Genomic DNA, 474 nt, shown 5'->3' with positions numbered 1-474 from the left:
GCCGCACAGGCGGCGGTGGCGTTAGTTGAACATAAAGGCGATTTATCTAAAACATTCAGCACCTTGGGCAGTAAAGAGTCGGTGAAATCCCTGGTGACTTCAATGGCAGTGGGGGGCGCATTGAGCGGGTTTGATTCCCTGATGGGCTTTGATACCGCCGCCGACGGTGTCAGTGCGGCTAAATTACCGCGCCTGAGCAATGGAGACTGGAGCAAGGTCGCGCAGCGGGTAGCTGGCCAGTCACTTATCAGTTCCAGCCTGAATACCGGCATCAACGGCGGCAGTTTTAAAGATAATTTTACCACCGCACTGTTAGCCAATATAGGCGGTCAGTTACATGCCGAAGGGGCGAACCTTATCGGTGACAATGGCCGCGTATTGGGGGGCGCGGGTAAAGCGCTGAGTCATGCAGTCGTGGCGGGCGTGGCGGCTGAAATTGGTGGTGGTGATGCGAAAGGTGCGGCGGCCGGGGCA

General features: G+C 57.0%; 1 protein-coding gene. It reads left to right on the top strand.

The window, feature by feature from the left end; genetic code table 11:
• Positions 1-474, top strand: a 474-nt coding sequence (locus tag FTA91_RS17535; RefSeq protein ID WP_145583690.1) for a DUF637 domain-containing protein, incomplete at both ends; no start/stop codon positions are given.

It is taken from the genome of Yersinia thracica, from assembly GCF_902170565.1.
Classification (GTDB): domain Bacteria; phylum Pseudomonadota; class Gammaproteobacteria; order Enterobacterales; family Enterobacteriaceae; genus Yersinia; species Yersinia thracica.
The sequence above is the reverse complement of the archived record's forward strand: the minus strand, read 5'-3'. Positions and strand labels throughout refer to the sequence as shown.